Here is a 26,463-nt window from a genome sequence, read left to right on the forward strand (position 1 = left end):
GTAATTGATAGAAGTGTTGGCTTATAAAACCATCACTTCATCGCTAAAATTATCATCAACGCGTTTACCATCACACAATACTGAATATACCATACAATTTAACTGTTGTTTTTGGGTATTAAGTGTTTGAATAAAAGAATGTGATAACTGACAATCTCCATCTGAAATCATCAAAATATCTGCCTTTTGGTAGTTGGATGTGTTTTTGATGATATTAAGTGCTGTTTGTAGTGGGGTTTGAAAATCCGTACCACCGCCAAAACCATGTTGTAAAAACCGAAGCAGTCCTGACAGGTTGGTTTCATTATGCAGCGTGTATTCTTTGGTCTGCCCGCTAGCACCAAATAAAATAACGTGCAATGAACGTTTTTCTTGTTTTAGAATGTGAGCAATTGCAAACAGGAGGGCTTTGGCTTTTTGTAAAGGGCTGCCCGACATACTGGCAGAGGTATCCAAACACGCAACCACTGGACCTGTTTTTTGTTTGTAAAATTCACTTTTGGTCTGGTTTTCCCATGTTGTGCCACTTAATTCATAAGTTAATAATCGTTTTTCCAAAAGCCGAGCATAAAACAGCGTTTCTAAAGTATCATCGTCTAAATTCGCAAGTTCATTAGGCAAAAGTCGCATCAAATCATCGCTTTGGTGAGTGCCATACACTTCGCTTTTATTGGCTTTGGGGATTTTTTGCTGTTTTTTACGTTCTTGGCTGATGTAGTTTCTTCCCAATTTATTGACTAAATTTTTGATGGCGGTGTTGTTTTGCAGTTCTTTGGCAAGCGCTACAAAATCAGTATCTTGGCACTGTATTAAATCTTCATAACAAAAACCTGCATTGGGGTATTGGGTCAAAAACTCTGCCACTTCATCGTATTTGTCAGAAATGTTTACCAGCGTTTTCCGAAAAGTCTGCAATTTCTTGCGAATGTCATCGGGAATGGTTTCGTCTTTTATTTCGTCTTCATAGTCAAGCAGGTCACCCAGCTCCATACGCAACGCTTTAATAAAATCAGGCGTTAGAGCCTGTTGTTTAAAAAAGTCATTTTGAGCCTGCCAATCAGGTTCGGGCGTATCTTTGGCACTGTTATCCCAGTCCCACAGTCGCCATGTGGTTGCTCCCAATCGCTTTCTTGAGGTGTGTTTTAACTTGCGAATAGATGTTTCCCATTCACTATCAAATAACGATAAAAAACGATGATACGCTTTTTGAAACAAAGACGGCGAATAAGGAGCGTAATTTACACATTTGGTGGAAAAAGTGTGGCAGTTTTTAAATACCAATCCATAAAACGATTTTTCGCCAACATGACCGATGGCGCCATCAGAAACATTAAAATCACCAACCGCACCATAATTATCACACGATACGTAAATTTTGCGTCCTAAGATGCTTTTGCTGGTAAAATCATCTGGGTCACTTAGGCGCACATAACTTTCGGCAATATCTGTTACCACAATATTGCTGATTTGCCCATCGCCAACATAAATACCTGAATGCTCCGCTCCCACCCATAAATCGCAATACACCACACTGCCTTCGGTGGGAATGACGTGGTCTCTAAATTGACTGTCAATAAAGTATTTATGGGTTTTAATCCAACGCTTGGCAGCCCAAATGCTGACCCAAGTTTGCCCAGCAAACTGCCTGCAAAATTTGTTATCAAGCCAAACATAGCCATCCTATAACCAGATATTGGCTTGAAGCTGCTGGGCAAGCAGTGAGCCTGTATTCACAGAAAGGTTTTGACTGCTGCTTTGTGGTTCTGTAGTTTGGGTGTATGAGCGCAGTTCAGGTTCGTTACGCTCATCATTCCACTGCCAAATAGTGGTAAAATCCCACCCTAAATCGTGCTCAAAATAATCTTGGGTAAATAAAACAGGCGCGATGATTTTACCATTACTAACCCACCAATCCGCAACAATCACACCGCAATCAATATCCGCTGTTTGTTTAAAATAATAACCTTGCTGACCGATTTCGGGTTTTTCCAGACGTTTTAAATGCTGAAGATTTTCAATCAGTATTGGGTCGTCTTCAGTTCCAGAGCCCGACAAGCCATGAGTTTTATGTTGGCTTTTGGTTGGGGTGGAGCTGGTAACTTGATTATTAAAGTCAGTCATATCGTTTGAGGTGATGGCGACTGGTTTATCAAATTGTTTCAAAACAGTTTTGATGATGTCAATGACTTTGGTTTTGTTATCAGGATGATTCCACAAACAATCTTTTAATAAAAACACATCTGAAAAGTCCACGCTGTTTCGGTCGTTGGTCGCAGCAGAGATTTTCATCAGATTAATCACTTTGACAAAACGTCTATCTGAAAGCGTTTCATCGCTATTTTCTTTAAAGGCTTCGTTATGGTCTGCCCAAATTTTACATACAGCTTCTTGAACTTCTTTGGGAAATACAACATTTGCAGCTTTTTGGTGAATCTGGTCAATATCATCCTTGCTTAGATGGTTTAAAAGATAACTCGGCGGGGTGATGTCAAAAAATTGATAAAGCTGATTTGCCTCCACATAATCCACAAAACAGCGAATCAAAAAGCGGTCATACAGCGCTGACAGCTCGCTTTGACCTGTGGGCAGTTCGTTGGATGCTCCAATTAAGCTAATCAGTGGCACATTGGTGCTGGTTGTACCATTATGGTATTTTCGTTCGTTTAAAATGGTTAATAGGGCGTTTAGAATTGATGAACTGGCTTTAAAAATTTCATCCAAAAAAGCAACTTGTGCTGTGGGCAAATAGCCTTGAGTGTTACGCAAAAATCGGTCTTGTTTGAGTTCACTGATGGAAAGTGGTCCAAAGATTTCTTCAGGGGTGGAAAATTTGGTTAAAAGATATTCAAAATAAATGTGTTCGTTTTCTGATAAGGGTTGTAGGGTTTGGCTGATGCGTCTTGCCAGCAGGGATTTGGCGGTGCCGGGCGGTCCAATTAACAAAGAGTTTTCTTTAGCAACCAAGGCAAGTAAAGCTGATTTGATGATGTTGTCTCGCCCAATAAGTGAGGCGTTAAGATGGTTTTGGATTTCTAGTAATTTTGCTTTCATCAAAATAATCCTTATTAAAATAATATAGCCGATTATATAATCAAACCAGACAAATAAAAAGGCAAAATAAATTTGCCTTTGGGTATTTTGGTTGGATTGGTTGGGTTATTTTTTATCAAAAAATACGCTTTTAATACGCATAAACGCAATGACCGCACCAATACACAAAACAACAATCACAACAATTTTGCTGATAGGTTCAATAAAAGCTTCTACTTGTTCGTAGTTTGCTCCCAAAATATAACCTGCGTACGCCAAAATTGTTGTCCAGATTGCCGAACCAATCGCTGTCAGCACCAAAAACGGTAACATGGGCATACGAGCCATACCCGCAGGAATGGAAATCAGTGAACGGATAGCAGGAATCATACGCCCAAAGAAAATCACAGTTTTGCCGTATTTATGAAACCAATCTTGGGCATTGGTAACGTCTGATGGTTTGACCAGTACATATTTGCCATATTTTTCAGCAAGGCTAAATAGGCGTTTTTCGTCAAAAACCGTTCCTAAATAATACAGTGGCAGTGCTCCAAGTACCGAACCAAGCGTTCCTGCAATAATCACCAAAACCAAGTTCATCTTACCCATTGCTGCTGCAAAACCTGCCGCAGGCATAATCAGTTCACTGGGAATGGGTGGAAAAACATTTTCCAAAAACATCATGACAGTTACGCCCAAAAGCCCAAACTGCTCCATGATTATCAGCACCCACTCGCTGATTTTATCCATCATAAAACGGTCTCAAATAATCAAAATGGCTATCATACCGAAAAATTGCTTTTTTGGCAAAGTGCAATTTGTTATAATGGACAACTATTTATTTTTGATTTTAGTTTAATTTATTAGCGAGCAGGCATCATGACAACTTTTACCGAACAAAAAAACGCCGTTACTCATATTGAAGGGGTATTATACGACAATCAAGCCCTAAAAATTGGCATTGCTGTGGGTCGTTTTAATGGATTTTTGGTTGAAAGTTTGGTTCAAGGGGCATTAGATGCGTTGCTTCGCCATGGTGTTTTAGGGCAAAATATCACAGTCGTACGCGTGCCGGGGGCGTTTGAACTGCCTTTGACTGCCAAACGTATGGCGCAAAGTGGCAAATTTGATGCAATCGTGGTGCTTGGGGCGATTATTCGTGGCAGCACACCGCATTTTGATATTGTGGCAAGCGAAAGCGCTAAAGGGTTGAGCCATGTTGCTTTGCATCATGATATTCCTGTGATTAATGGTATTTTAACCACTGAAAACATAGAGCAGACCATTGAGCGAGCTGGCACAAAAGCAGGCAATAAGGGTTATGATGCAGCGATGACCGCGATTGAAATGGTTAGTACATTAAAGGCGATTTAAAGGGCGATTATGATTACTCAAGATACAGAACATAAAAACACCCAAAGCCAAGACAGCAAGCAAGCCTTTAATCATGAATCGGGCTATAAAACCACCTATACTGCCGTTCGAAAAGCTCGCCGCTTTGCGTTGCAGGGTATTTATGAATGGTTGATGACTGATTATCGTTTTGCTACTGAAAATCGCGATTTGCTAGGCGGTAATGAACCGCATACTATTGTTGCACGCACTCGTGCCACCAACGCCATGCATACAGTGCATTTGGGTTATTATCATGAATTGATGAGAAATATTCCTGAGCAGGCGGGACAACTGATTGTAGATATTTCATCGTTTTTAGACCGTAATTTTAACCGTTTGGACTTGGTCGAGCGAGCAATTTTATTGATTGGGGCGTATGAACTTAAAAACAGCTTGCACATTCCTTATAAAGTGGTGATTGATGAAGCCATGCAATTAAATGCGCATTTTGGAGCGACAGACGCACACAAATTGATTAATGCCATTTTGGATAAATACGCCAAGCAGGTGCGAGCGCTAGAAGTGCAGGCGGATAAAGACAAAAAACAAACGAGCCCATCACAAAATATTTCATCTTAAACACTTTAAAAAGGTACATAAGTACCTTTTTTAATATTCCTTTCTCCTTCTTTGGATGCTTGATATGTCTGAATTTTCATTGATTTATCAGTATTTTAAATCGGCGACATCGTCTCATAAAAATACAGTTTTGGGCATTGGTGATGATTGTGCTGTTTCCAATATCCCTGAAGATTGTCAATTGGTCAGTTGTGTGGATACGCTGGTAATGGGTCGGCATTTTCCAGAAGGCACCCAAGCTTATGCTATTGGTTATAAATCCATTGCAGTAAATTTATCAGATTTGGCAGCCATGGGCGCTGTGCCATATGCGATTTTATCGGGAATTAGCTTACCAGATTGCGATGCTGTATGGCTGGCAGAATTTTCGCAAGGTATCACGGATATTTGCGCTAAATTTGGCGTAGAACTGATTGGTGGCGATACAACCAAATCCGATAAACTTACCATCAGCGTTACGGCTTTAGGATTTGTCAAAGCAGGCACGGCAATTACTCGTGATGGCGCTCAGATTGGTGATATAGTGTGTGTAAGTGGCAACATTGGTTCAGCAAGTTACGCTTTGGACTGCTTATTTCATCAGCAAGCCACTACTTTGCAGTCTGCACTGGATTTGCCTAATCCACAAGTTGAGTTGGCTCAAAAACTTGCGCCATGGGTCAATAGCATGATTGATATATCCGATGGATTGGGTCAGGATTTGGGACATATTTTAACAGCTTCAGAAGTTGGCGCGATGTTGTTTTTGGATAAAATCCCTTGTGCTGATGAGTTATCACTTTTATCAGATGATAAAAGATGGCAATATCAGCTCAATGGCGGTGATGATTATGAACTGTGTTTTACGTTATCGCCAGAAAATTTTACTTTGTTTAGTCAAAAATACCCAAACCGTATTTTTGCCATTGGCAAAATTATCGCTGATAAAAAACTCGTGTTTTTAAATCATCAAAAACCAGTCAATTTTTGCGTAAAAGGCTATCAGCATTTTTAGCCTTTTGGTGGAATTTTTTTAAATTTAATTTTATTTGAATGTTGTTTATTATTTTGTTATGACCTTGTCTAGTAAACCCGATATTAAAAAACCCAATCGTTGTCCACCTTGCCCAAAAACTGCCACTACATTTGAAAAATGTATTTATTGGTTTGCTATTGGTTTGGGTTCGGGACTTCCTAAAAAGGCACCAGGAACTTGGGGAACAGTTGGTGGTTTGCTTGTGGCGCTACCAATCATGCATTTGGGGTTTGTAGGGTTTTTAATGATAACCTTGCTTGGTTGTATGGTTGGTAGCTATATCTGTGGCAAAACGTCTGAACTGATGGCTGTTCATGATGACCCACACATTGTGTTTGATGAATGGGTGGGGGTGTGGATTGCCCTGCTGCCTGTGGTGTATCTTGGTCAAAAAGCGATGCCTTTAGCATGGATATCTATTTTATTGGTGTTTTTATTATTTCGTATCTTTGATATTCTTAAACCCTTTCCAATTAATTGGGTGGATAAAAAAGTATCAGGTGGTTTTGGAATCATGCTCGATGATATTTTAGCTGGCATTATGTCAGCGGTAGTGTGGATTTGCTGGCGACTTTGGTTTTAAAATTATAGGATTTTTGTAAAAGGAGAGTTTGGGGAATGCTCTTATGTTACAATGGCTAAAATTGTGAAATTAGGATAAATTTATGTCATTATCGATTATCATTTTAGCCGCTGGCAAAGGCACACGCATGAAGTCAAGTCTACCAAAAGTGCTACAGCCTTTGGCAGGTCAGCCGCTGCTTGCTCATGTATTAAAAACTGCCAAACAGCTTCATCCTAAAAATATCATTACTATTTTTGGACATGGAGGCGATTTGGTTAAAAATGCGTTTGCATCGGAAAATATGATTTGGGCAGAGCAAACTCAGCAGCTTGGCACGGGTGATGCGGTTAAAAGCACATTGCCAATTTTACCTAAAGATGGCATGTCGCTTATTTTATCAGGTGATGTTCCTTTGGTTCAGCTTCAGACATTGCAAGAACTTGCTGGTAAATCCGCGGATACTGGCTTTGGTATAGTAACATTAACGCTGGATAATCCAGCAGGATATGGGCGAGTTGTACGCGAAAATGGAAAAATTATTGCTGTTGTAGAACACAAAGATGCCAATGACGCTCAAAAACAAATTCAAGAAATTAATACAGGCATTTATTGTGTAAACAACACTAAATTGCATGAATGGCTACCCAAACTTCATAATAACAATGCTCAGGGTGAATATTATTTAACAGATATCATTGCAATGGCGGTGGCAGATGACATGGACATTGTGTCGGTTGAACCTAGCTGGGCATTTGAGGTGGACGGTGTAAACGACCGTATGCAATTGGCTCGTTTGGAAAGACAATGGCAACTTCATCAAGCAGATGAATTGATGAAACAAGGTGTACATATTATTGACCCAAATCGTTTTGATTTGCGAGGAACAGCAACTTTTGGGCACGATGTTACTATTGACATTAACGTTATTATTGAAGGCGACTGCACTATTGGCAATAACGTAAAAATTGGTGCAGGCTCAGTAATTAAGAACACAACCATTGCTGATAATACCGTAATTTCACCTTATAGCGTGTTTGAAAATGCTACGGTTGGTAAAAATAATCAAATCGGACCGTTTGCGCGTCTTCGCCCAAATGCCGTTACGGCTGATGATGTACACATTGGTAATTTTGTGGAACTGAAAAATACTCAGATGGCGCAGGGAGCAAAAGCTAATCATTTAGCATATTTAGGTGATAGCACAATTGGTGAAAAGACCAATATCGGAGCGGGTACAATTACCGCAAATTATGATGGTGTTAATAAATTTAAAACCATTATCGGTAATCATGTACGCATTGGCTCAAATGCAGTTTTGGTTGCCCCGGTTCATATTGGTGATAAAGTAACGGTTGGAGCAGGAAGCGTGATTACTAAAGATTGCGAAGCTGATAAACTTGTGGTTGCGCGCGGTCGTCAAGTTGTGATTGAAGGTTGGGTGCGACCTGAAAAACCGCAAAAATAACCATTAAACTCAATAAACCAAAACTAAATCAACTTAAAAATAATGGCTTAATTTAATTAAGCCATTTTTTATTTTAAGCAGTTTTTCAATGATTTTGCAATAAAAAATCCAAAAATGCTGGCAAAAAAATCTCTTCAATTATAATGGGCTTATGGTTAAGCTGATAGACAGTTTGTCGGCTAATGTGATGGGGTAAAATTATAAATTGGCGTTTAAATGGCAATTCTTTATTTTTTTTAAATAAAATATAACCAATAGGGGTGTTTTTTAGGTGTTTTAGACGTTTGTTTTTGCCTAGTAGACTGTTGTAAGGAAATAGGCTGGTTGCTTCTATCCATGCATTTTGATTGGAATTTTGATGCTCAAGCATTTGACTGGGTGGATTGTCCCCAAATAGCAGCACCTTTCTTTCCCATACCAAAATTGGGCGATGCAGTGGTAATTGACACATTTTTTTTTCAGTCAAGGTAAGCAAGCGAGATTTTTGAGATAATACTTTGACTGTTAAGGGTTTTTTACTAAGATTTTCTAGTTTTTTAGTCAGTGATTTAGTGGTGGTTAAAAAAGGCAATAATTTTGGTGCAATTTCTGATTTTAACATGATGATAAAAATTAACAAGATAAGAAATTTTATCACAGATTAAAAATAGATGATATTTTCTATAAAAAATTGCTCAACTGTAGAATTTTATTAACTATTTTTTTAAAAAATGATCATTATTTTTTTATAATACTGGATAAATATATTAGCTTTGGGTATTCTAGTGCTACGAATTACCCAAAAGTAGGCAAAACCATTTTTGGTGTGGTTGGTGTTATAAGTTTTGGCAATTTCGCCCATGACAATTATAAGGATTTTATCATGACTTATCAATCAGCTTTAGAGCACGTTCGTAACGTAAAAAACAAATTAGGTGGAACATGGAATGCCATTCGCCCCGAAGATGCGGCTCGTATGATTGTGCAAAACCGCTTTAAGACGGGTCTTGACATTGCTAAATATACCGCTGCCATTATGCGCCGTGATATGGCGGAGTATGATGCTGACCACAGTAAATATACCCAATCTTTAGGTTGCTGGCATGGTTTTATTGCTCAACAAAAAATGATTGCCAACAAAAAATATTTTGGCACAACCAATAAACGTTATATCTATCTATCTGGCTGGATGGTTGCTGCTTTGCGTTCTGAATTTGGACCGCTTCCTGACCAATCCATGCACGAAAAAACCGCCGTACCAAAATTGATTGAAGAAATCTATACTTTCCTTCGTCAAGCTGATGCTAAAGAATTAAACGACTTATTCCGTGCCTTACAAAAAGCAGAAGCTGCTGGCGATAATGCCAAAGTAAAAGAACTTGAAGATAAAATTAACAACTTTGAAACGCACGTTGTGCCAATCATTGCAGACATTGATGCAGGTTTTGGTAACGAAGAAGCCACTTACCTTTTAACTAAAAAAATGATAGAAGCCGGTGCGTGTGCCATTCAAATTGAAAATCAGGTATCCGATGCCAAACAATGCGGACACCAAGCTGGTAAAGTAACCGTACCACACGAAGATTTCCTAGCTAAAATTAATGCTGTTCGTTACGCATTTCTTGAATTGGGCGTGGATGAAGGTGTTATTGTTGCTCGTACTGACTCTGAAGGTGCGGATTTGACCCAAAAAATCCCTGTAAGCCGCGAACCTGGTGATTTGGCTTCTAAATACATCAGTTACTTAGAAACTACCGAAATTGATATTTCTGAAGCCAAAGAAGATGAAATTCTAATCAAACGTGATGGCAAACTTCATCGCCCAACTCGTTTGCCATCGGGTCTTTATCAGTTCCGTGAAGGCACACAACACGACCGTGTAGTATTAGACTGCGTAACTTCACTACAAAATGGCGCTGATATGATTTGGATTGAAACCCCAACTCCAGACGTAGCAGGCATTGCAAGTTTTGTGAACGACATCAAAAAACAAGTACCTGATGCCAAACTTGTGTACAATAACTCACCATCATTTAACTGGACCATCAACTTCCGTAAACAAGCTTATGACCGTTGGGTAGCTGAAGGTCGTGATGTGTCTGCTTATGAACGTGAAAACTTGATGGATGCAAAATACGATGATAGTGAATTGGCTCGCGATGCAGATGAAAAAATCCGTACCTTCCAAGCCGATGCTGCGCGTGAAGCGGGCGTATTCCATCATTTAATCACGTTGCCAACTTACCATACTGCCGCGCTTTCTACCCATGAATTGGCAAAAGGTTACTTTGGCGAAGAAGGTATGTTGGCTTATGTGGCTGGTGTTCAACGTAAAGAAATCCGTGGCGGTATTGCTTGCGTAAAACACCAAGCGATGGCGGGTTCTGACATTGGTGATGACCACAAAGAAATCTTCTCTGGTGAAAATGCCCTAAAAGCAGGCGATGCTAGCAAAAACACCATGAACCAATTCGGTAACTAATTTTGTAAATCGTTTACAAATTAATAAAAAGCGGTGTTTTCTTGGGTTTCCAATAAAACACCGTTTTTGTATCCAGATTAAATTGATGCAAAATATAAGGAAGAAATAATGACTCAACGTGTCCAAAAAGGCAGTTTAGCAATTGATAAAATTTTATACGATTTTATTGAAAATGAAGCATTGCCGGTAGCAAAAATTGACAGTGAAACTTATTGGAAAAACTTTGAGCAAGTCGTATTGGATTTAACTCCAAAAAATTCAGCATTACTTGCTCGTCGTGATGAATTACAAGCCAAAATTGACGATTGGCATAAAAATAACGCTTATGAATTGGGTGCTTATAAGCAGTTTTTAACTGAAATTGGCTATCTTGAACCTGAGGTTGCTGATTTTACCATTACCACGGATAATGTTGATGATGAAATTGCCACCATTGCAGGAGCGCAGTTAGTTGTGCCAGTGCGTAATGCTCGTTATTGTTTAAATGCCGCCAATGCTCGTTGGGGTTCGCTCTATGATGCTTTGTATGGTTTTGATGTTATCCCTGAGACAGACGGAGCGGAAAAAACTAAGGGTTACAATCCAAAACGTGGTGAAAAAGTCATTGCTTTTGCTAAAAATTTTCTTGATGAAACCTTTGCTTTGCAAGACGGTTCACACGCTGATGTAACGGTTTATCAGATTGATAATGGTCAATTATTGGCTAAAATTGATGATAAAATCACCACACTTAAAAACGCTGAACAGCTTGTAGGTTTTAATGGCGATAAAGAAAACCCAACAGAAATTATTTTAAAAAACAATGGACTGCATGCGATTATTGTTATTGACAAAACCAGTGTCATCGGACAAAGCGATAAAGCGGGCGTAAAAGATGTTATTTTAGAGGCGGCAGTAACCACCATTCAGGATTTAGAAGATTCAGTAGCAGCGGTTGATGCTGAAGAAAAAGTTGAAGGCTATCGCAATTGGCTGGGCTTGATGAAGGGTGATTTGTCAGAAACGTTAGAAAAAAATGGCAAAACCATCAATCGCACTTTAAATGCTGACCGCACTTACACTGATTTAAATGGTAATTTACAAACCTTGCACGGGCGCTCGGTGATGCTTTTGCGCAATGTTGGGCATTTGATGACTAATCCTGCCATTTTGGTTGATGGTAAAGAGATTTATGAAGGGATTATGGACGCTTTGATTACGCCAATGCTGACCGCCATTGATATTCGCGGTGAGAACGCTTTGCGTAATTCTCGCACAGGCTCAATGTATATCGTTAAGCCAAAAATGCATGGTTCTGAAGAAGTGGCGTTTGCAGTAGAGCTTTTTGAGCGCGCTGAAAAGGCATTGGGATTGCCTGAAAAATCTCTTAAAATTGGCATTATGGATGAAGAGCGACGAACTTCTGCCAATTTGAAAAATTGCATTGAAAAAGCCAAAGACCGTACTATCTTTATTAATACTGGTTTTATGGACAGAACAGGCGATGAAATTCATACCGCAATGCTTGCAGGCGCCTTTGTTAAAAAAGGCGATATTAAAGCTCAAACGTGGTTTGATGCGTATGAAGAGCGAAATGTTGCTATTGGCTTGCAAGCAGGACTACGTGGTAAGGCTCAAATTGGTAAGGGTATGTGGCCAAAACCTGATGAGTTGGCGCAAATGTATAGCACAAAAATTGAACATCCTCAAGCAGGTGCCAGTTGTGCTTGGGTACCTTCACCTTCAGGAGCGGTGATTCATGCGATTCATTACCATCAGTGTAATGTTGCTCGTCGTCAAGATGAACTGCGTCAAATTGCCCCTCCTGATTTGGATAAACTGCTAACCATTCCTTTGGCAAATGATACAGGCTGGAGTGAAGAAGAAAAAATTCGTGAGCTTGAGAATAACTGTCAGGGCATTTTAGGATATGTGGTGCGTTGGGTGGATTTGGGTGTTGGTTGTTCAAAAGTGCCTGATATTAATAACGTTGGTTTGATGGAAGACCGTGCTACGTTACGCATCTCAAGTCAGCACATCGCTAACTGGTTGTGTCATGGTATTGTTACTAAAGACCAAGTTTGGGAAGTGTTAAAACGCATGGCAAAAGTGGTGGATGAGCAAAATGCATCTGACCCAAATTACCGTCCAATGGCAGATGATTTTGAAAACAACATTGCCTTTCATGCGGCAGCCGATTTGATTTTTAAAGGTCAAACTCAGCCATCTGGTTATACTGAGCCGCTGCTACATAAAGCACGTTTAAAATTAAAAGGTTATCAAGGCGATTGATGTACTTTAATTGCAATAACACCAAAACCCCAAAATAAGATTTTGGGGTTTTTTAGGTTGAAGTTTGTTTTAATGAATAATAAAGTTTTGATGAAAAATAAACTGTCTTTATAATTATATAATTATGTTGATAAATTGGACTGCTGGGCTAAAACAAAAAGCCCCGCCATTGCCACAATGCCAGCAGTTTCGGTGCGTAAAACTCGTTCGCCAATTGCCCAAGCTAAAAACCCATTTTGTTGGGCAAGATTGAGTTCATCGGTGCAAAAACCACCTTCAGGACCTACGACAATACTGATTTTTTGGGGTAGGGGAAGTTTGGGGTGAAAAGCGGTATGATTGGATGGTAATGTCATGATAAGTTTTAAATCATCTTGACAGTGTTGGATAAATTCATCAAACGTTACAGGCGACATAATTTTAGGTATGATGTTAAGTCCACACTGTTCACAAGCACTGATGGCAACGTTTTGCCAATGAGTTTGTTTTTTAGTATCGCGCTCATAACGCAGCCTTTCGGAGCGTTCACTGATAATTGGATAAACGCATGATACGCCCATTTCACAGGCTTTTTGTATGGTGTAATCCATACGTTCGCCTTTACTGATGGCTTGGGCTAGGGTGATTTTTTGGTGTGGGGTGCGATTATTTGAACAAAATTCACCAATTATTACTTCGGCGGTTTTTTTATTAATCTGTGTTAATGTGGCGGTAAATTCACCACCTTGACCATTAAATAAAACCGCCTTATCACCAATTTTGGCGCGCAAAACTTTTACCCAATGATGATAAACCGTATCAGGAAGAGTTAGGTTGTTATCGGTGTTTAAAACGGCATCAACAAAAAATCTCATAAAATATTACTCATTTGCATTTTGGTTGTTTGTCTAGCGGTCAAAATAAATCAGACAAATCAGGTTTTTGTTTACCAACCGTAACAATGATAAACTCATCGGGGCGAATCTGGCTTTTTAGAGCATGATTGACGCTTGCAACAGTAACATTATCCAATCTTGATAAAAATCCTGATACATAGCTGTCGGGCAGATTTTCTTTATTTAGATAAGTTGCCATATTGTGAATGGCAAGATTGTTAGATAAAGTCATTGGGTAGGCGTGGCGTAGGCTGGTCGTGGCTAAACGTAATTCGTTTTCGCTAATTCCAGTTTCTAGGGTGTCTTTGACAATTTTTAGGGTTTTTTCAATGGCTTCTTTGGCTTTATCTGTGGTGGTAGAAAAACGAATGCGATAAATGCCATTTTGGGCATATGTAATCATAGAACCTGTAATGCCATAGGTATAACCGCCTTGTTTTCTAATAGCGGTCATTAAGCGAGCGTTAAAATCGCCACCTGCCAAAACTTTATTACCCAAACGAAAATTAAGTTCTTGTTCAATCTCTTTGGCAGTTTTGGCATCTTTTGCGCCCAGATGACCTATTATGATGACGGTTTGGGGGCTGTCATAATCAACGTGTATATGAGTAGGTTTAGGTTTTTTAGGGGCGGGAGTTAAAGTCGCTTTATTGCCATTTGGTAAGACCATAGATAATTGTTCAGCTATTTGTCGTGCTTTTTGTTCACTTAAATCGCCTGTGATGCTGATGTAGGCATTTTGAGCAACAAGGTATTTTTGGTGATAATGTTTTAAATCATCTGCGCTAATGTTGGCAACACTGCTTTGTGTGCCGATGGTGTCTTTGGCATAGGGATGTGTGCCATAAATAGCATTTAAAAAAGTTGTGGTTGCTAAATAATCAGCACTTTGTTCAGAAAGTTTTAAGCCAATCAAGGTGGTTTCTTTAGCGCGTTTGACAGTGTCTTTATCAAATAAGGGATTGGCAATCATATTGGTAAAGAGCGATAAGGCGGGCAAAAGTTCATCATCACCTGCCAAACTTCTAAAAATATAAGCAAAACTATCTTGATTGACATTTGCGCCTAATGTTACCCCAAGTCGTTCTGCTTGCCAGCTAAATGCATCTTCATTTAAATTTTTAGTGCCTTTGGTCATCAGATTTGCTGTCATATTAGCAATACCAAAACCATCTTTTTTTAACTCACTATCTTTACTACTTCCACCATCAAATAAAATACTGATATCCACGATTGGCAGTTCATGTACAGCTGTAAAAATCACAGGTACACCGTTTGTTGTGGTAAAACGCTGCATTTTTGGAATGTTTAAATTAAGTGGTTTGTCTTTTTTTAAACTATCAAGCTTGGGCAAATTTTGTGCATTAAATTCGGTATCGGTTGCTATTTGTACACTGGAAAAAGATAACGTTGGTGAACAAAGCAAAAAGATGGCAGTGATGATGGGTGTTAAAAATAAACGTTTAAAAAACATAACATTCCTTAGGGGTGATTGGCAGGCTTGGCTGAATTTGGCAGAATATAAATACTGTATAATTTTTGTTCATTAAGATATTTTTTGCCAACCGTTTTTATATCATTTGCAGTTAATTTGCCAATTTTTTCCAAACGGATTTGATTTTGATGAAAGGGCAGGTCTAAATAATGCAGTCTACCCAATGTTTGAGCTTGGCTTGCGATATTATCTGCTTCCATAACGTCTGATACTTTGATGGCAATAGGCAGGCGGGTTAGTTCATCATCATGAATGTCACCAGTCAAAATATTGTGAATTTCATGCAAAATTGCTGTTTTAACCATATCAGGGTTGACACCATCTTTGGGCGTGGCGCTGATAATAAAATAGCCATCACCATATTGCAAATCGTCATAAGAAACACCAATAGAGCTGATGTATTTGCCCTTACGGATGAGATTATTTTCAAAACGTGCTGACATACCACCATCAAAAACATCGGCTAATAACGACAAAGCGTAACTATCCTGAGCATTATTTGGGCTTTTTAGAGTTGGCACTTGCCAAGCCAACACAATGTTTGGCACCGTAACTTCTTCATAAATATCCAAATGTTTTGGGGTGCTTGGAGCGGTTAATGTCAAATCAGGTTTAGTTTTGTCAATAGTTTGATGTTTGATTTGACCAAAATAACGTTTCACAGCCAATAGCGCTTCATTGGTATCAACATCACCAACAATAACTACGGTAGCATTATTAGGAGCGTACCAGCGTTGATACCAGTTTTGTAAATCGCGTTTGTTTAAATTTAAAATATCTTGCCGACTGCCAATGACGGGGTTGGCTCTGGGATTTTTGCCGTATAAAAATGCTAAAATTTTTTCAAAAGCACGAGCGTTGGGATTGCTATCGGTTCGGCTTTGGCGTTCTTCTAAAATAACATTGCGTTCACTTTGAATTTTATCATCATCAAAAATGATATTTTTCATGCGATTAGCTTCAAGTTCTAAAGTCATTTCAAAGCGATTAGCGGGTAAAATTTCGTGATAAACGGTAACATCTTGGTTGGTATAGGCATTGTTATTACCGCCATAATAGCTGATTAATTGACTAAATTCATCGCCCGATACTTTTGGGGTGTCTTTAAACATCAAGTGTTCTAAAAAATGTGAAAGCCCACCTTTTCCAATGGGTTCTTTGTTTGAACCAACATCGTACCAAACTTGAGTCATGACGATTGGTGCGCGATGGTCTTCTTTGATGATGACGGTTAAACCATTATCTAAAGTGCGTTTTTGGGTATTTTGATTTAAGGTAAAATCAGTGTGTGTCAAAAAGGTAGAATCAGCCGATGTGTTATTTTGAGCTGTGAGGGTTTGACAGGCGTTTAAATGGATTGCAAGCAGGGCTGATAAAGTAAGCTTTAAATAAATAAAAGGTCTTTTCATAGGTGGAAAAAAGATACAAGATAGCAAAAAGATAAAAGTGCTCATTATAAGGCAAAATTACAACAAGCGTGTTAAAATAGTAAAATTTTAACAAAATTAAAAAGGCATATTATGAGTGAAAATGAAAAAGGTGGCTGGTTTGCACGCATGAAACAAGGACTGTCTAAGTCCAGTAAAAGCCTAACAGAAGGTTTGATGAATGTTTTGGTTGGAGGTAAAGAAATCGATGATGAACTGCTTGAAGAAGTAGAAGACCAATTATTGGTCGCCGATATTGGTGTGGATGCAACCAATCGCATTATTAAAAATTTAACTGAAGCTACTGCGCGTGGAGATTTGATTTATTCACATGCTTTGTATAAAGCGTTAAAAAAAGAATTGGTGGATATTTTAGAACCAAAAGTCGTGCCATTGACCATTGATACAGAAAAAAAACCATTTGTCATTTTGATGGTTGGGGTAAACGGTGTTGGCAAAACCACAACCATTGGTAAACTTGCTAAACGTTTGCAAAAAGAAGGAAAATCGGTGATGTTGGCAGCCGGCGATACCTTTCGGGCGGCAGCAACTGAACAATTGCAAATTTGGGGTGAACGCAATAACATTCCAGTAGTTGCTCAAGGTAATGGTGCTGACAGTGCGTCTGTCATTTTTGATGCAATGCAATCTGCCAAAGCCAAAGGCATTGATGTGTTGATTGCAGATACTGCCGGGCGCTTGCAAAACAAAACTTATTTAATGAATGAGCTTGAAAAAGTAGTGCGTGTGATGAAAAAAGCCGACCCTACAGCGCCACATGAATGTATGATTGTCCTAGATGCAGGTACAGGTCAAAACGCCATCAATCAAGTGCAAATCTTTAGTGAGGCAACTCCGCTTTCAGGTATCAGCATTACCAAGCTTGATGGCACAGCCAAAGGCGGTGTGGTGTTTAATGTTGCGCAAAATACCAACATCCCCATTCGTTATATTGGTGTGGGTGAAGGCATTGATGATTTACAGCCCTTTAATCCTAAAGAATTTGTAGATGCTTTATTTACTGAAGAAAAATAGGAATTAAAAAAAACATCTAAAAGATTGCATGATTTATTCAGCGATTTATTATTAACTAAGTAATGACACAAAGGTGTTTAAAATGATAATTCCAATGATTATTTCTGGCGGTCAAACTGGTGTGGATAGAGGTGCCTTAGACGGTGCTTTAAATAAAGGCGCATTGTGTGGCGGCTGTTGTCCAAAGGATAGACGAGCGGAAGACGGTGTGATAGATGATAAGTATCCACTTGTGCCTTTATTAAAAGCAGGCTACCGTGAGCGTACCCGTCAAAATGTAATAGATAGTGATGCCACGGTTATTATTTATCATAGCCAAATCGCGCCTAAAAGTGGTACAGAATTAACTCTAAAAACCTGCATCAGCAAAAATAAACCTTATCTTTTGATTGATATGAATGTTTTTGATGTAAAATTATCTGTTAGCTATTTATTGCAGTTTATTCAGCAATATCATATCCAAAAATTAAATTTTGCTGGACCCAGAGAGTCTGGTGTGTCAGGCATACAACAATTTACACAAAAGATGGTTGAATGTTTGATTGATGATATTCAATCATTAAACCAATGAACACAATGATTAAAGTGGCAAAATAACATGATTAGCACTCAATACACTCCTCCTAATGGTCTGCCCGCTATCAGTCTTACGGTTAAAGAAGGAAAATTGTTGCTTTTAGATTGGTATAATGACAAAACAGCGAAATTATTTGATCAGATTAATCAAAACAGTGCATTTATTGAGCCGTCCAATCTTAATCCTGACAACTTTGACCAGAAAATTGCTCAGCAAACCATAAGTGAGCTGACTGAATATTTTTTGGGCAAAAGACAAACATTTGATGTGCCATTGGATTTATCACATGGTACTGATTTTCAGATTAAAGTTTGGCAAACACTGTGTCAAATTCCTTACGGTACCACCATTAGTTACAAACAACTTGCTGAAAAAATAGGTAAGCCTACTGCTTTTCGTGCTTGTGCAAATGCCAATGGTAAAAACTGGATTTCTTTAATCGTGCCGTGCCATAGGGTTATTGCCGCTGATGGCACGCTTGGTGGATATACAGGCGGGCTTGCAATTAAAAAAACATTGCTGGAGCTTGAAAAATTGCATAAATAAACCAGTGCATTAATTTTTATTAGCTAAATTGTCGTTGTCTTAACATTTCATAAAAACACACAGACCCAGCCACAGCAACGTTTAGGCTTTCTTGTCCATTTGGTTGGGGCAGGGTTACCAGATTTGATTTTTGTAAAAAATCCCGACAAACGCCTTGCCCTTCATGACCCAAAACCCAAGCAATTTTTTTAGTTAAATTATAATCATAAATTGTTTTTTGGGTGTGGGAACTGGTAGCAAACAGAGGAATTTTTACTGCTTGCAGAATTTCGTCAACGCTAATTTGTTCAAAAATTTGCAGAGAAAATTGGGCACCCATACCAGCTCTTAGGCATTTTGGCGACCAAAGATAAGCAGTGTTTGGCGTACTAATAATTGTATTGATACCAATGGCGCTGGCAGTGCGAAGCAGTGTGCCGATATTGCCAGCATCTTGCAGTCCATCTAATATCAAGCAATCTTGGTTGATATCACCAAACTTTGGTACGCTTATTGGAATCACTGCCATCACATCCACGCCATCACCAAGTGTGCGAATGTTTTTGTATAAAGATTCGCTAACAATGAGAATTTTTTTGTTATCAATTTTGGTGAGTAAATCCATAACTTCGTGATGATATTGTGATTTTTCGCTTACAATCACCAAATCCACCAAAAGTTTTTGTTTAAGATAGGTGTCTAGTAAATGCACACCTTCAATCACAGTTTGCAAAGATTTTTTGCGACTACGATGACTGGTCAGTAGATTCTGAACGTGTTTAATGGTTTTATTATCTTTGGATGTGATGATTGTGTGCATGATACGTCCAATATAGATTGCTCAATTATCGGTCGGTATTTAAAGCTGTGCCATCAGCAACAACCCCAGCTTGTTTATGAAGTGTAGCAACATAGTCTACCTCTTCTATTGCTCCAAGTACAACGGGTACACGCTGATGAATGTGTACAGGCGTGATGTCCATAATGCGAGCCACACCATCGGTGGCAGCACCACCTGCTTGTTCAATTACAAAACTCATTGGGTTGGCTTCATACATTAAGCGAAGTTTGCCAGCCTTCCCCGGAATTTTAGTATCAAATGGATACATAAATACACCGCCACGAATCAAAATGCGATGTACATCGGCAATCATTGCTGCTACCCAGCGTGTATTATAATCTTTTTTTCGTACACCCAAATCGCCTTCTACCAATTCGCGGATATACTGTTTTATTGGGGCTAGCCAATAACGTTCATTAGAAGCATTGATGGCGTATTCAGCAGTTTCGCGACTAATTTTGACGTTGTCGTTGATAAGTAAGTAAGTTTGACTAACAGGGTCAAAACTAAACATCACCACACCTTTGCCAAGTGTCAAAGTCAGCATGGTACTGGTTCCATAAATAAAGTAACCAGCTGCCAGCTGATGATTGCCTGCTTGTAAAAAATCAGCTTGTGTTACATTTTGTCCTACTGCTTGATGGGGTAGAATAGAAAAAATCGTCCCAACGGTCATATTAATATCAATATTACTTGAGCCGTCCAATGGGTCAAATAATACCAGCATTGAGCCATCGGCATTGGCAGGATTGATGTCCTCTAATTCTTCAGAAGCAACCCCTGCGCAGTTTGGATTGCCAATCAAAGCAGATAGCAACAAGTCATTTGAAATTAAATCCAATTTTTTTTGGGCTTCGCCTTGAACGTTTTCTTTGCCAACTTCTCCTAAAATATCCGCCAAAGCACCTTTGTCCAAAAGCCGGCTGATGGAAACACTTGCGGTGGCAAGGGTGGTAATAATACTAGCAAGTTCAGGTGTGGCATGAGTTTGCAGATATTGAGCCAGTGTTATCATAAAAGTCCTTATTTTAAAAATAGTAAAAAAATTTACATGATTTTTACTTTTTAGTTGGTCATAAATACGCTAAACTATAGCGTGGATTTGAGTAATTTTATCAAATTTGCACTATAAATAACAGTCCACGCTTATCCTTTAAGGGGTGTATTATGCCAAAAAATCATATCAAAGAACGTCTTAATCAAACTTTAGGTCGCCCAGAGCTTACCTGTGATGGCGGAATTTGTCATTTTTTGGGAGTAGAAGGTTTAAGTCGCATTCAGTTGGAAAACATCATTCAAAAGGCTATGGGTTATTTTGATGATACCGGCAGATTAACCAATACTACTGAACTTGCGGGAAAAACGGTGATGAATTTATTTTTTGAAAATTCTACCCGCACTCGCACCACTTTTGAGGCTGCCCAAAAACGCCTTGGCGCAAATGTACTTAATTTAGATATTGCACGCTCAAGTACCAATAAAGGTGAAACCTTACGCGATACGCTTTGGAATTTGGAGGCGATGAGTGCAGATATGTTTGTCGTACGCCATTTTGCCAGTGGTGCAGCGCATTTTATGGCAACAGAAGTCACTCCAAATGTTGCCATTATTAATGCAGGCGATGGCTGGCACGCTCACCCAACTCAAGCGATGTTGGATATGCTCACCATTTATCGTGAAGCTCCAAAACCTTTTGATGAGTTATCAGTGGCAATCATTGGCGATATTAAACACAGCCGAGTGGCGCGTTCGAATATCAGTGCTTTGCAAACTTTAGGTGTTAAAGACATTCGAGTGATTGCACCAAAAACTTTACTGCCCAAAGGCATTAGTCGTTATGGAGTTAGTGTATTTGAAAATATTGACAAAGGCGTGGCGGATGTGGATGTAATTATTGGGCTTCGCATTCAAAACGAGCGCATTGGCTCTCCGCTTTTGCCATCTACCAGTGAGTATTTTAAAATGTATGGCATCACTGAAAATCGCTTAAAACTTGCCAAGCCAAATGCTTTGGTTATGCATCCAGGTCCAATGAATCGTGGTGTTGAGATTGCCTCAGGTGTAGCGGATGGTAAACAGTCAGTCATTTTAAAGCAGGTTAATAATGGCATTGCAGTACGTATGGCGGTTATGGCAATGGCAATAAAAGGACAAGAACAGAAAAATGGTTTATTGTAACCATAAATAGCCATTGTTAAACGATGAATACAAGCTTTAGATTTAGGAAAACTTATGCAAAATTTACTACCAAAAGACTGGCAATTTGATAAAACCGTTCTGAATGATTTAGCCAGTCAAGGCTTAGACACAAAAGACATGTGGCTGATTCCACCGATTGTGGATTTATGTGCAAGACTTCGTGAACCTGGCTATCAGTCGCATGGCACGCTTGCCAGTGAAGGGCGAGCGGCTTATGAAAATGGCATTTTGCATGTGGTTTTGCCGCCTGATACCAACCCAGTTTTGGAAAATGGTTCGCTACTCAAAGGACTTCGCGAAAAGGCGTATGCTGATGGCAAAATCCATTTACATATTTTAGGCGCTCTGACGGCAGGATTGGATGGCGAAAAACCTGCTAATCTTGCCGGGTTAAAACAGGGCGGAGCAATTGCTGTGACCAATGCCAGTAAAGGTTTTCAAAATGATTTGGTAATGCTTCGCACATTAGAATATGCTGCTACCTTTGGGTTAAAGGTGTTTTTTTATCCCAATGAACCCAGTCTTTTGGCAGGAGGCGTAGCTCATGATGGCTATATTGCATCATTTCACGGGCTACAAGGCATTCCATGGCTGACAGAAACCATTGCTTTATCCAAGCAAATTTTAATGGTGGAAGAAACGGGCATTCATGCTCATTTTAGTCAAATCAGCTGCCGAACCTCAGTTGAGCTAATTCGTTGGGCAAAATCCCGTAAATTGCCTATCACATGTGATGTTGCTATGCATCAGCTTCATTTAACTGATGACGATATAGAAGGTTATAATGTCAATGCTTATGTGCTGCCGCCTCTTCGTTCAAACACAGACCAAAAAGCACTGATTGCAGGTTTGCAAGATGGCACGATTGATGCGATTTGTAGCCATCATGAACCATTATCATCAAGCGCCAAACAAGCGCCATTTGCTGAAAGCACACCTGGCATTAGTAACTTTGATACTTTTGTCGCATTGGGATGTAAACTGGTTCACGATGGTGTTTTAACGGTTGAACAATTGATTGAAAAAATCTGCCTAAACCCTGCTAAGATTGCAGGTATTGACAATTACGCCCAAATTGGAGGCGCGGTGCTGATTGACCCAAAACAAAGTTGGCTTGTTGATAGTCAATCGCTACTTTCTCAAGGTAAAAACACGCCATTTATGGGTAGACAACTGACAGGCAAAACTATTAAAGTATTTTTTGAGTAAATCTTATCAGATAAATTAAAAACATTGTCAATCTTGATTTGATTTATCTTGATGCAATTGGTCTCTAACCGTCATTAAAGCAAATCCTAGTAAATTTAATCCCTGCCAATGGTGGGGATTATGAATATTGGGATTATCTTTTGCCATACCAATTCCCCAAATTCTATCTACAGGACTTGCTTCTACCAAAATGCGATTGTCTGTATTCAGTAAATAGGCTTTTAAGTCTGGATTTTGACTAAATTTTGCAAAATTACCAGCAGTTACAATGTCAAAACGATGTTTTTGCCAACGACCATCGTCAAAATTTTGAATTTTTCGCCCCAAATCTTTAGCTTGTTTGGGGTGTTTGCTCATTAAGATTTTGGTAAATATTTTATCATCATCAAATAACTTGGCTTTTTGTGCCATCATATAATGTTCAGCGGTTGGGTATAAAATACCATCCACAGTAAAATTGGCAGGCCACCACTGGCTAAAACAGCTAACGTCAAGTTTTTGTGTATGTTTTGGAGTATGTCCCCAAAAATAAATGTATTTTAAGTTTTCACCATTTTTATGTTTATTTTTTAACCAATCTAAATCGTAAGTCATCACAATCATCCATAAATAAAACACCCAAAAATCCAAAAACTTTTGGGCGGTAAGTAAATGTCTATTAATTTTTTAGGTTAGTCCACTAGCAAGCCATCAAGTCGCATTACGGTATGTAAATCCTTATCACCACGTCCAGAAACATTGATGATAATGGATTGGTCTTTGGTCATGGTTTTGGCAAGTTTTAGACCATAAGCCACAGCGTGAGAGCTTTCTAGTGCAGGAATGATGCCTTCGGTGCGTGTCAGAGTACGAAAGGCGTCTAACGCTTCATCATCATTGATAACGGCATATTCTACTCGTTTCATATCTTTTAAAAAACTGTGTTCAGGACCAACGCCGGGGTAATCAAGCCCTGCTGAGATACTGTGAGTTTCTAAAATTTGCCCTTCGTCATCTGCCATCAAATAAGTGCGATTGCCATGCAGTACGCCAATTTTTCCGGCATTGAGCGGAGCGGAGTGTTTGCCGGTATCAATGCCAAGGCCGCCAGCTTCTACACCATACATAGCAACATCTTTATCGTTTAAAAATTCATAAAAAAGCCCCATGGCATTTGAGCCGCCACCAACACAGGCCACTAAAGCATCAGGAAGTTTGTCTTCTTTTTCAAGGTGCTGCAGGCGAGCTTCACGACCAATAATCGCCTGAAAATCACGCACAAGCTGCGGATAAGGATGTGGGCCTGCTACAGTACCAATGACGTAATAGGTATCATCAACATTTGTAACCCAGTCTCGCATGGCTTCGTTCATTGCATCTTTTAGAGTGCGCGAACCTGAAGTAACAGGTACAACGGTAGCTCCAAGTAGCTGCATGCGATAAACATTCATTTTTTGACGCTCAACGTCATCAGCGCCCATATACACCACACATTCCAATCCCAGTCGTGCGGCGATGGTTGCTGTGGCGACGCCATGCTGACCCGCTCCTGTTTCAGCAATGACGCGTTTTTTGCCAACAATTTTTGCCAATAGTGCCTGTCCGATGGTGTTATTGACCTTGTGAGCGCCTGTATGGTTTAAATCTTCTCGTTTTAGATAAATCTTGGCACCACCTGTTTCTTGTGTTAAACGTTGGGCAAAATATAATGGCGTGGGTCTACCAACATAATTTACTAAATCATGATGATATTCTTCCCAAAATTGAGGGTTGCTTTTAACTTGATTGTAAATTTTTTCGAGTTCTTCAATGGCTGCCATCAGCGTTTCAGATACAAAACGCCCACCATGTACACCAAAATGACCCAATGAGTCAGGAAATTGTGTAAAATCAGTCATAAAAAATCCTGTGATTATCCTGTGATTAATGCCTTATAAATTTTTAGTTACGCTAAGCCCTGCAAAGGTTTGAGCGGTTGGCATGACTTCTAAACGATTGATGTTGATGTGTTTGGGTTGATTGATAAGCCAAAGCACCATATTACTAATGTCTTGAGGGGTGATATAGTTTATATCTGCGTAGGTTTGTGAGACTTTATTGGTATCGCCCTTAAAGCGTACCTGACTAAATTCAGTATCCCCACAAAGTCCAGGTTCAATGTTAGTGACTCGAACTTTTTTGCCAATGAGGTCAGCTCGTAAATTTAAACTAAACTGTTTGACAAAAGCTTTGGTTGCTCCATAGACGTTTGCCCCAAAATAGGGATAATTACCAGCGATTGAACCAATATTGATAATATAACCATCATTTTTGGCAGTCATAAAAGGCAGTACTTCGTGCGTTACTAAAGTCAGTCCCATAATGTTGGTATTTATCATCGTTTGCCAGTCAGAAAAATCGGCTTTGTCTGCCGATGACAAACCTAATGCCAATCCTGCGTTATTGATTAAGACATCAATATCACTTAAATTTACACTGTGCAGAGCCTGACGTGCGCCTTGAGTATCGCACACATCAAAACACAAGGGGGTAAAACCATCGCCAAGCTCATCTTTTAGTTCATTAAGTTTACTTTGACGTCTGCCCGTACCAATCACTTGATGACCTGCTTTGACCAAATCAATAGCAATTTGTTTGCCAAAACCTGAAGTAACACCTGTAATTAAAATGTTCATAATCCACCTGTTGTTAAGTTTTTGATAAATAAATCCATTTTGTATTCGTCTTTAACGCCTTTTTGGCTTTCAATACCACCACTAACATCAACCCCCGAGATTTTTTTGGTTAAATCAGTGTTTTGGACAACATCAGAAATGTTATCAGGTGTGAGACCACCTGCCAAATAAATGGGTAAAGGTGAATGTTTGGGGATTTTTGACCAATCAAAAACAGTGCCCGTACCGCCGAGTTTGTTGGGGTGGTAGGCGTCCAAAATCACGCCGCTAGCCCCATATTTTTTAAGCTCATCAATTTTAGTTAAAATCTCATCACTGGTTAAATCACTGTTTATTTGAATGGCTTTTATCCAGCGTTTATTAATAGCATTTGCCAACCGCTGACAATCATTGGCGCTTTCGTTGCCATGAAATTGTATCACATCAAAAGCCACTGTTTGGCTTAAAATTTTTAATTCATTTAATTCCATATTAACAACAAGAGCAACGATGGTGGTAAATGCAGGAATTTTTTTAACTAGAGTTTGGGCAATTTGTGGGGTGATATAACGCGGACTTGGTGGATAAAAAACAAACCCAATAGCAGAGACGCCAAGACGGACAGCGACTTCAATGTCTTTAGAGTGTGTCAGTCCACAAAATTTTACGGGTAAAACCATTACATAAATCCAAATAAAATTTAACTTAACATGATTTTAAAAAGAAGTCCAATTTTTTCAAAATTAAAGAATAATTTTACTTAAATATCAATATATTAAATAAATTTATCATAAAAATTTATAAAATATTAACTTTAGATTATAATTATCCATAAATGAGCGTTAAAAAACCCTTGTGTTTTTAGT

26 protein-coding genes are annotated in these 26,463 nt (G+C 39.1%); 13 read left to right on the forward strand and 13 right to left on the reverse strand.

All coding sequences use genetic code 11. The annotated features are described in order from the left end of the window. Positions 1–21 precede the first annotated feature (21 nt). Complete coding sequence (locus ACZBKJ_RS05385; protein WP_463199910.1) at positions 22–1,527, reverse strand: VWA domain-containing protein; 1,506 nt, start codon at positions 1,525–1,527, stop codon at positions 22–24. A gap of 24 nt (positions 1,528–1,551) precedes the next feature. Here ACZBKJ_RS05385 and ACZBKJ_RS05390 point away from each other — a divergent pair, with 24 nt between their 5' ends. Continuing rightward, positions 1,552–1,686: a hypothetical protein gene (locus tag ACZBKJ_RS05390; protein ID WP_463199911.1), complete on the forward strand. Its 135-nt coding sequence runs from the start codon at positions 1,552–1,554 to the stop codon at positions 1,684–1,686. On the opposite strand, the gene ACZBKJ_RS05395 is transcribed toward ACZBKJ_RS05390, so the two are convergent. Then, the gene (locus ACZBKJ_RS05395; RefSeq protein WP_463199912.1) at positions 1,681–3,051 is read right to left on the reverse strand and encodes an AAA family ATPase; all 1,371 of its coding nucleotides are present in this window, start codon (positions 3,049–3,051) and stop codon (positions 1,681–1,683) included. The two genes, ACZBKJ_RS05390 and ACZBKJ_RS05395, sit on opposite strands and share 6 nt — an antisense overlap. Before the next feature lie 105 nt (positions 3,052–3,156). Beyond that, entirely contained in the window at positions 3,157–3,780 is a 624-nt protein-coding gene (locus ACZBKJ_RS05400) for a DedA family protein (RefSeq protein ID WP_463199960.1), read from the reverse strand. Between the two features lie 129 nt (positions 3,781–3,909). On the opposite strand from ACZBKJ_RS05400, the gene ribH reads away from it, so the two are divergent. The 5 genes from ribH to glmU all read left to right on the forward strand — a co-directional run bounded on the left by ribH (position 3,910) and on the right by glmU (position 8,049). Further along, positions 3,910–4,404, forward strand: coding sequence for a 6,7-dimethyl-8-ribityllumazine synthase (gene ribH, locus ACZBKJ_RS05405; protein WP_463199913.1), 495 nt, complete (start codon positions 3,910–3,912; stop codon positions 4,402–4,404). Between the two features lie 9 nt (positions 4,405–4,413). After that, on the forward strand, positions 4,414–5,004 hold the full coding sequence (nusB, locus tag ACZBKJ_RS05410) for a transcription antitermination factor NusB (RefSeq protein WP_463199914.1): 591 nt from the start codon (positions 4,414–4,416) through the stop codon (positions 5,002–5,004). A gap of 64 nt (positions 5,005–5,068) precedes the next feature. Next, a complete protein-coding gene (gene thiL / locus ACZBKJ_RS05415; RefSeq protein WP_463199915.1) occupies positions 5,069–5,998 on the forward strand; it encodes a thiamine-phosphate kinase in 930 nt (309 codons plus the stop codon). Positions 5,999–6,056: 58 nt separating this feature from the next. Beyond that, positions 6,057–6,602 carry a phosphatidylglycerophosphatase A family protein gene (locus ACZBKJ_RS05420; RefSeq protein ID WP_463199916.1) on the forward strand — a complete coding sequence of 182 codons (546 nt, stop codon included), beginning with the start codon at positions 6,057–6,059 and terminating at the stop codon, positions 6,600–6,602. An 82-nt stretch (positions 6,603–6,684) separates the two neighbouring features. Next, positions 6,685–8,049 carry a bifunctional UDP-N-acetylglucosamine diphosphorylase/glucosamine-1-phosphate N-acetyltransferase GlmU gene (gene glmU, locus ACZBKJ_RS05425; protein WP_463199918.1) on the forward strand — a complete coding sequence of 455 codons (1,365 nt, stop codon included), beginning with the start codon at positions 6,685–6,687 and terminating at the stop codon, positions 8,047–8,049. An 85-nt stretch (positions 8,050–8,134) separates the two neighbouring features. On the opposite strand, the gene ACZBKJ_RS05430 is transcribed toward glmU, so the two are convergent. Then, positions 8,135–8,650: a chorismate--pyruvate lyase family protein gene (locus ACZBKJ_RS05430; RefSeq protein WP_463199919.1), complete on the reverse strand. Its 516-nt coding sequence runs from the start codon at positions 8,648–8,650 to the stop codon at positions 8,135–8,137. A 258-nt stretch (positions 8,651–8,908) separates the two neighbouring features. Between ACZBKJ_RS05430 and ACZBKJ_RS05435 the strand changes: the two genes are divergently transcribed. Then, on the forward strand, positions 8,909–10,510 hold the full coding sequence (locus ACZBKJ_RS05435) for an isocitrate lyase (protein WP_463199962.1): 1,602 nt from the start codon (positions 8,909–8,911) through the stop codon (positions 10,508–10,510). 108 nt (positions 10,511–10,618) lie between these two features. Continuing rightward, on the forward strand, positions 10,619–12,781 hold the full coding sequence (locus ACZBKJ_RS05440) for a malate synthase G (RefSeq protein ID WP_463199920.1): 2,163 nt from the start codon (positions 10,619–10,621) through the stop codon (positions 12,779–12,781). A gap of 122 nt (positions 12,782–12,903) precedes the next feature. On the opposite strand, the gene ACZBKJ_RS05445 is transcribed toward ACZBKJ_RS05440, so the two are convergent. From ACZBKJ_RS05445 to ACZBKJ_RS05455, 3 genes are read right to left on the reverse strand one after another with little or no spacing between them, the layout of a single operon-like run. Beyond that, the gene (locus ACZBKJ_RS05445) at positions 12,904–13,635 is read right to left on the reverse strand and encodes a 16S rRNA (uracil(1498)-N(3))-methyltransferase (RefSeq protein ID WP_463199921.1); all 732 of its coding nucleotides are present in this window, start codon (positions 13,633–13,635) and stop codon (positions 12,904–12,906) included. A gap of 40 nt (positions 13,636–13,675) precedes the next feature. Continuing rightward, the gene (locus ACZBKJ_RS05450) at positions 13,676–15,130 is read right to left on the reverse strand and encodes a M16 family metallopeptidase (protein WP_463199923.1); all 1,455 of its coding nucleotides are present in this window, start codon (positions 15,128–15,130) and stop codon (positions 13,676–13,678) included. An 8-nt stretch (positions 15,131–15,138) separates the two neighbouring features. After that, complete coding sequence (locus ACZBKJ_RS05455) at positions 15,139–16,560, reverse strand: M16 family metallopeptidase (RefSeq protein ID WP_463199924.1); 1,422 nt, start codon at positions 16,558–16,560, stop codon at positions 15,139–15,141. A gap of 111 nt (positions 16,561–16,671) precedes the next feature. On the opposite strand from ACZBKJ_RS05455, the gene ftsY reads away from it, so the two are divergent. The 3 genes from ftsY to ACZBKJ_RS05470 all read left to right on the forward strand — a co-directional run bounded on the left by ftsY (position 16,672) and on the right by ACZBKJ_RS05470 (position 18,736). Next, on the forward strand, positions 16,672–17,613 hold the full coding sequence (gene ftsY, locus ACZBKJ_RS05460; RefSeq protein ID WP_463199925.1) for a signal recognition particle-docking protein FtsY: 942 nt from the start codon (positions 16,672–16,674) through the stop codon (positions 17,611–17,613). Between the two features lie 82 nt (positions 17,614–17,695). Further along, entirely contained in the window at positions 17,696–18,184 is a 489-nt protein-coding gene (locus tag ACZBKJ_RS05465) for a putative molybdenum carrier protein (RefSeq protein ID WP_463199927.1), read from the forward strand. Positions 18,185–18,211: 27 nt separating this feature from the next. Then, on the forward strand, positions 18,212–18,736 hold the full coding sequence (locus tag ACZBKJ_RS05470) for a methylated-DNA--[protein]-cysteine S-methyltransferase (protein WP_463199928.1): 525 nt from the start codon (positions 18,212–18,214) through the stop codon (positions 18,734–18,736). Between the two features lie 19 nt (positions 18,737–18,755). Here ACZBKJ_RS05470 and ACZBKJ_RS05475 read toward each other — a convergent pair whose 3' ends face one another. Both ACZBKJ_RS05475 and ACZBKJ_RS05480 read right to left on the reverse strand, forming a co-directional pair. Beyond that, complete coding sequence (locus tag ACZBKJ_RS05475; protein ID WP_463199929.1) at positions 18,756–19,535, reverse strand: TrmH family RNA methyltransferase; 780 nt, start codon at positions 19,533–19,535, stop codon at positions 18,756–18,758. Positions 19,536–19,560: 25 nt separating this feature from the next. Beyond that, a complete protein-coding gene (locus tag ACZBKJ_RS05480) occupies positions 19,561–20,571 on the reverse strand; it encodes a class 1 fructose-bisphosphatase (RefSeq protein WP_463199930.1) in 1,011 nt (336 codons plus the stop codon). 152 nt (positions 20,572–20,723) lie between these two features. Between ACZBKJ_RS05480 and ACZBKJ_RS05485 the strand changes: the two genes are divergently transcribed. Next, positions 20,724–21,734, forward strand: coding sequence for an aspartate carbamoyltransferase catalytic subunit (locus tag ACZBKJ_RS05485; RefSeq protein ID WP_463199931.1), 1,011 nt, complete (start codon positions 20,724–20,726; stop codon positions 21,732–21,734). Between the two features lie 54 nt (positions 21,735–21,788). Beyond that, the gene (locus ACZBKJ_RS05490) at positions 21,789–22,964 is read left to right on the forward strand and encodes a dihydroorotase (protein WP_463199932.1); all 1,176 of its coding nucleotides are present in this window, start codon (positions 21,789–21,791) and stop codon (positions 22,962–22,964) included. Positions 22,965–22,991: 27 nt separating this feature from the next. On the opposite strand, the gene ACZBKJ_RS05495 is transcribed toward ACZBKJ_RS05490, so the two are convergent. From ACZBKJ_RS05495 to ACZBKJ_RS05510, 4 genes are all read right to left on the reverse strand, one after another. Continuing rightward, positions 22,992–23,558: an NADAR family protein gene (locus ACZBKJ_RS05495; RefSeq protein WP_463199933.1), complete on the reverse strand. Its 567-nt coding sequence runs from the start codon at positions 23,556–23,558 to the stop codon at positions 22,992–22,994. A 77-nt stretch (positions 23,559–23,635) separates the two neighbouring features. Then, the gene (trpB, locus tag ACZBKJ_RS05500; RefSeq protein WP_463199935.1) at positions 23,636–24,841 is read right to left on the reverse strand and encodes a tryptophan synthase subunit beta; all 1,206 of its coding nucleotides are present in this window, start codon (positions 24,839–24,841) and stop codon (positions 23,636–23,638) included. A gap of 33 nt (positions 24,842–24,874) precedes the next feature. Beyond that, positions 24,875–25,618, reverse strand: coding sequence for an SDR family NAD(P)-dependent oxidoreductase (locus tag ACZBKJ_RS05505; protein WP_463199936.1), 744 nt, complete (start codon positions 25,616–25,618; stop codon positions 24,875–24,877). After that, a complete protein-coding gene (locus tag ACZBKJ_RS05510; protein ID WP_463199938.1) occupies positions 25,615–26,277 on the reverse strand; it encodes a phosphoribosylanthranilate isomerase in 663 nt (220 codons plus the stop codon). The genes ACZBKJ_RS05505 and ACZBKJ_RS05510 overlap by 4 nt, the downstream gene beginning before the upstream one ends. Between the last annotated feature and the right edge of the window lie 186 nt (positions 26,278–26,463).

Source organism: Moraxella sp. I5G (genome assembly GCF_055193055.1).

Bases quoted from the DNA above. Each gene is read 5' to 3' on its own strand.
- ftsY (WP_463199925.1), top strand. From the start codon at position 16,672: ATGAGTGAAAATGAAAAAGGTGGCTGGTTTGCACGCATGAAACAAGGA.
- nusB (WP_463199914.1), top strand. From the start codon at position 4,414: ATGATTACTCAAGATACAGAACATAAAAACACCCAAAGCCAAGACAGC.
- ACZBKJ_RS05485 (WP_463199931.1), top strand. From the start codon at position 20,724: ATGCCAAAAAATCATATCAAAGAACGTCTTAATCAAACTTTAGGTCGC.
- ACZBKJ_RS05455 (WP_463199924.1), bottom strand. From the start codon at position 16,560: ATGAAAAGACCTTTTATTTATTTAAAGCTTACTTTATCAGCCCTGCTT.
- ACZBKJ_RS05495 (WP_463199933.1), bottom strand. From the start codon at position 23,558: ATGACTTACGATTTAGATTGGTTAAAAAATAAACATAAAAATGGTGAA.
- ACZBKJ_RS05470 (WP_463199928.1), top strand. From the start codon at position 18,212: ATGATTAGCACTCAATACACTCCTCCTAATGGTCTGCCCGCTATCAGT.
- ACZBKJ_RS05420 (WP_463199916.1), top strand. From the start codon at position 6,057: ATGACCTTGTCTAGTAAACCCGATATTAAAAAACCCAATCGTTGTCCA.
- ACZBKJ_RS05400 (WP_463199960.1), bottom strand. From the start codon at position 3,780: ATGGATAAAATCAGCGAGTGGGTGCTGATAATCATGGAGCAGTTTGGG.
- ACZBKJ_RS05430 (WP_463199919.1), bottom strand. From the start codon at position 8,650: ATGTTAAAATCAGAAATTGCACCAAAATTATTGCCTTTTTTAACCACC.
- trpB (WP_463199935.1), bottom strand. From the start codon at position 24,841: ATGACTGATTTTACACAATTTCCTGACTCATTGGGTCATTTTGGTGTA.
- ACZBKJ_RS05510 (WP_463199938.1), bottom strand. From the start codon at position 26,277: ATGGTTTTACCCGTAAAATTTTGTGGACTGACACACTCTAAAGACATT.
- glmU (WP_463199918.1), top strand. From the start codon at position 6,685: ATGTCATTATCGATTATCATTTTAGCCGCTGGCAAAGGCACACGCATG.
- ACZBKJ_RS05465 (WP_463199927.1), top strand. From the start codon at position 17,696: ATGATAATTCCAATGATTATTTCTGGCGGTCAAACTGGTGTGGATAGA.
- ACZBKJ_RS05490 (WP_463199932.1), top strand. From the start codon at position 21,789: ATGCAAAATTTACTACCAAAAGACTGGCAATTTGATAAAACCGTTCTG.
- ACZBKJ_RS05450 (WP_463199923.1), bottom strand. From the start codon at position 15,130: ATGTTTTTTAAACGTTTATTTTTAACACCCATCATCACTGCCATCTTT.
- ACZBKJ_RS05475 (WP_463199929.1), bottom strand. From the start codon at position 19,535: ATGCACACAATCATCACATCCAAAGATAATAAAACCATTAAACACGTT.
- thiL (WP_463199915.1), top strand. From the start codon at position 5,069: ATGTCTGAATTTTCATTGATTTATCAGTATTTTAAATCGGCGACATCG.
- ACZBKJ_RS05505 (WP_463199936.1), bottom strand. From the start codon at position 25,618: ATGAACATTTTAATTACAGGTGTTACTTCAGGTTTTGGCAAACAAATT.
- ACZBKJ_RS05445 (WP_463199921.1), bottom strand. From the start codon at position 13,635: ATGAGATTTTTTGTTGATGCCGTTTTAAACACCGATAACAACCTAACT.
- ACZBKJ_RS05395 (WP_463199912.1), bottom strand. From the start codon at position 3,051: ATGAAAGCAAAATTACTAGAAATCCAAAACCATCTTAACGCCTCACTT.
- ACZBKJ_RS05480 (WP_463199930.1), bottom strand. From the start codon at position 20,571: ATGATAACACTGGCTCAATATCTGCAAACTCATGCCACACCTGAACTT.
- ACZBKJ_RS05440 (WP_463199920.1), top strand. From the start codon at position 10,619: ATGACTCAACGTGTCCAAAAAGGCAGTTTAGCAATTGATAAAATTTTA.
- ribH (WP_463199913.1), top strand. From the start codon at position 3,910: ATGACAACTTTTACCGAACAAAAAAACGCCGTTACTCATATTGAAGGG.